General features: G+C 55.7%; 3 protein-coding genes. All 3 read right to left on the reverse strand.

Translation table 11 applies throughout. The annotated features are described in order from the left end of the window. Positions 1-308: GNAT family N-acetyltransferase (locus L692_RS0111100; protein ID WP_025699850.1), on the reverse strand; the 308-nt coding region annotated here is incomplete at its 3' end. A 57-nt stretch (positions 309-365) separates the two neighbouring features. After that, positions 366-2,429, reverse strand: a complete 2,064-nt coding sequence (locus L692_RS0111105; RefSeq protein ID WP_025699851.1) for a molybdopterin-containing oxidoreductase family protein — start codon at positions 2,427-2,429, stop codon at positions 366-368. A 291-nt stretch (positions 2,430-2,720) separates the two neighbouring features. Beyond that, entirely contained in the window at positions 2,721-3,548 is an 828-nt protein-coding gene (locus L692_RS0111110; protein WP_025699852.1) for a formate/nitrite transporter family protein, read from the reverse strand. Positions 3,549-4,131 lie beyond the last annotated feature (583 nt).

Below are 4,131 nucleotides of genomic sequence, written 5' to 3' on the forward strand. Positions count from 1 at the left end.
AGGCTTCGGCCGATTCCGAGTCGCTGCCAATCCGGATGGACAGCGATATGAATTTCATAGACATGCCGGTTGCTCTTCATTCCGGTGGGGCAGCCGAAGCCGACATAACCGCACAGCTTGTCCCCTGTGACTGCCACAAGCTGGGAGCCGGGAGGCGCATGCAGCAAATAGTCCTCGCTCGACCGCCACGACAAGGCCGCCGGGGCCGTGTCCTCGGTCCAGATCAGGTGATCCAGCATAATCAGCTCCCGGACGTCGCGAAACTCCGAGAGCCGGATGGTCAGCGTCTCTCTGCCTATGTGAAGCATAGTCCTATCCCTCCTGAATCTATGCAAGTCTACGCAAGCACCCCCTGTGAACTTGTTTTAACACAGTTCAACCTGAACCGTCGCCGAGAAGAAAGTCGCTCCCTTCCCCATATCGCTCAGCCGGTCCGGGGTAAGCACATTGCTCCGCTGCGGGCGGTCTTTCCCTTCCCACCACAGCCCCTGGCTGATGACAGTCCCCGGAAGCATCCGGTCGGTTACCGCCGCCCAAATCTGTACCATGCCGCGTTCGTTGTACACCTTGACCTCATCCCCGTCGGCAATACCCCGCTTGGCCGCATCCTCGGGATGAATTTGCAGGGTCGGCCTTTTCTCCAGCTGCTGATGCTTCCAGGCGTTGGAGAAGGTGGAGTTCAGAAAGCTGTGGTTGGGCGGCGATATGAACATCAGCGGATATTTCTCCCCTTCCCCCGGACGCCGGATGCCGTCAAAGCCTTCGACAAGCGGAGTATAGGCTGGCAGCGGCGGCAGTCCCGCATTCTCCATCGCCCGGGAATACAGCTCGATTTTGCCCGATGGCGTAGGCAGGTTGTCCAGATAGCGATCTTTAGACGTCATATCCAGTTTGACATGCCGCCCGGCTTTCAGCCGCTCCAGCGTCACTCCGTTCAGATAGGGATTGCGCGGGTAGTCCAGCGCTTCGCGGATCATGTCCTCCTCACCCTGCCTGAAAGCTTCATCGTCAAAACCCATGGCCCTGCCCAGCAGGGAGAACAATTCGAAATTGCTCTTGCACTCTCCCGGCGCTTCCAGGATCGGCTCCTGAAGCTGGATATAGTGATGCCAGTAAGAGCTGTACAAATCGGTGTTCTCAAAAGTCGACGTCGAGGGAAGCACAATGTCGGCATACCTCGCCGTATCGGTCAAAAAAAGATCATGCACGACCGTGAACAGGTCCTCGCGCGCGAATCCGCGCCGCACCCGCTCCGCGTCCGGCGCGACCACAAGCGGATTGCAGCAGTAGACGAACAGCGACTTGATCGGCTGCTCTGTCATTTCCAGCGCTTCGCCAATCCGGTTCATATTTATGCTCCGAGCGCGGGGGTTCGGGCGAAGTCCGGGGCGCTGAAGGGCCCGGGCGTTCATCTCGGCATAGCCGCCGTTGCCCTTGCAGGCGCCGCCCTTCTTCAGCCATTGTCCCGTCAGCGCGGGCAGACAAGCGATGCTGCGCACATTCATGCCGCCGTTGTCGTGATGCTGCAGCCCGTTGCCAATATGGATATAGGATACCTTGGCCTCTCCGTACAGCTTGCCTAATTTCTCAATATCTTCCGCCGGAATGCCCGTTATGACGGCCACGGCCTCCGGCGTATATTCCTCCGCTTGCTTCCGCAGCTCTTCATATCCCACCGTATAGGCCTTGAGGAAAGCTTCGTCCGTCAGCCCGTCGCGGAATAAAATATGCATGATCCCGAGCGCCAGCGCCGTATCCGTTCCCGGATAGAGCGGCAGGAACCAATCCGCCCACTGGGCCGTGCGGTTCCGGTGGACATCGATGACGATGATTCTGGCTCCCTTCTTCCGGGCCTGCTCGGCCAGCACAATCTGATGCATGTTCGTGCTGACGATATTGCCGCCCCAGACGATGATCAGATCGGCGTTCACGATATCCTCCGGGCTTGTCCCGCCCTTGAAGCCCATCGTATAGCTCCAGCCCGCGCTTCCGGCAGCATTGCAGATGGTCTGCTCCAGACGGCTGGCCCCGAGCGCGTTAAAGAACCGGCGATCCATGCCCTCCACACTGAGCACGCCCATATTGCCGTAGAAGCTGTAAGGCAGAATGCTCTCCGGCCCATATTCTTCCGAGAGCCGGCGGAACTTTCCGGCAATTTCGTCAATCGCCTCGTCCCAGCTGATCGGCTCAAATACAGCCCCCCCCTTGAGCCCGACCCGGCGAAGCGGGGTGGTCAGCCGCTCCGGATGGTGGATTCGCTCCGCCATATGCCTGACCTTGTTGCAGATGGACCCCTTGGTAATCGGATGCTCCGGATTCCCTTCAACCTTTACAATTTTCCCATCTTGTTTATGGACAAGAAGACCGCATGTGTCGGGGCAGTCCAGCGGACATACCGCCGGAAATATGCCGTTCTCCAATTTTTGCATACTCGCAGCCCTCCTTTTTATTACTGTTGTTATTGTATAATTTAAAGTTCCCTTGCGTAAAGGCGAAACACAGCGGGCTGTTTCATTCCTGCAATCAGCGGGTAATAATGAGCATGAAATACTCCCTATTGACTTCGCCGTAGGCTGCGGTTTCGTTCCCCCGGACCGCCAGCTGTACGGCGAACTTTGTGTTGGCAGTTGGCCGCCCAATTAAAAAGGCACCGCTCCATTAGGAACGGTACCTTTGATTGATTACGGTATAGCGGTAATGATTGCAGCTGGCAACCGGAATTAAGCGTGCTTCTTCACACCCGCAGACGCTACGCTGTCAAGCGGTTGAACCGCCGCAGGGGATTTGCGCAGGTAGGCGTTCCAGTAGGCGCCCGCTACGAAGAGAGCCCCGCCTGTCAGATTGCCGAGCCAGACCGGCACGAAATTGCCAACGTACTGTCCCCAGGAGAAATGGCCTTCGAAAATGGCCGCCGGAATAAGGAACATGTTGGCGACAACGTGCTGGAAGCCGATGGCGACGAAAGCCATGGTCGGGAACCAGATGCCGATGATTTTTCCGCTGAAATTGTCGGCGCCGTAGGACAGCCAGACCGCCAGCGCGACCAGCCAGTTACAACCGATACCCGAGACGAAAGCCTGGAGGAACGTAGCATCCAGTTTATGCTCCGCAAGATCAACGAGCTTGTCGAGGTAGACGCCGTCGGCGGTCAAACCCACAACATGGCCGAAGAAATAAGCCACAAACAGTGCTCCCACCAGATTGCTGAGCGTAATCAGGATCAGATTCTTGATCGTCTCCGCGAACGAGATTTTCTTCGAATACAAAGCGAGCGGCACGGCCATCATATTGCCGGTCAACAGCTCGCCCCCTGCCAGAAGCACGAGAATCAGCCCGACCGGGAACACCGCTGCTCCGATAAAGCTGGCAATGGACCCCCATTCCTTCGGCGCGCTGGCGATGACGCGAATATCAAGCAAATATCCGAGAGCGATGAACGCCCCTCCCAGAAAGCCGAGGATAAGCACGGTGGCCAGAGGGTTATGAGCCTTCTTTATGCCGTTCTCCACCGTTACTTCGGCTATTTGCTGCGGTTTGTTATAAGCCATGGTTCCTGTCTCCTTCTAATTATTTACTTTAAATTTTTCCTTTACGTCCCATTGTAGCGCTTCGCCCCCCACATTTACGTGATAATTATCACTTGAAGAAAATAACAGGTGAAAATTTTCACTTGTGTGTCAAACTTTTAACCGCTTCCGTTAATTGGTAAAATTATGCGCGCCCGTTCGCTGCTTAATAGCTAAGAAACTGGCCTGCAAGCAGGATTTTAACGCTTAAGAGACAACCATATGTAAAAAAACGAGCCGAGAGGCCAAAGGGTTGTATCCTTAAGCCGCTCGGCTGGCTGCGAGCATGAATGCGTACTTCTGGATGTTCCAAGATCAAGGGGAGGAGGCCACGTTGCCGCGTTGTTCGGATTGAAGCTTAGCATCTGGCAAATGGGCAAAAAGTGCAGGTTTTTCAGAGCCAAATCCTTCATCCATCGGAAATTCCCGATTTTATGCAGGTATTGGAGACCGTATGAGCCGAATGCAAGACGGAGTGGAGGAAAAAACTGTATCTTCGCAGGTGTGTGCCACGAGGGAGGTGCTCACGCGGCCAAAAGATGTACAATTTCAGGCTTTCTTCCTG

Origin of the sequence: Paenibacillus forsythiae T98 (assembly GCF_000520735.1) — a bacterium.
Lineage (GTDB): Bacteria > Bacillota > Bacilli > Paenibacillales > Paenibacillaceae > Paenibacillus_AQ > Paenibacillus_AQ forsythiae.

Bases quoted from the DNA above. Each gene is read 5' to 3' on its own strand.
- L692_RS0111105 (WP_025699851.1), bottom strand. From the start codon at position 2,429: ATGCAAAAATTGGAGAACGGCATATTTCCGGCGGTATGTCCGCTGGAC.
- L692_RS0111110 (WP_025699852.1), bottom strand. From the start codon at position 3,548: ATGGCTTATAACAAACCGCAGCAAATAGCCGAAGTAACGGTGGAGAAC.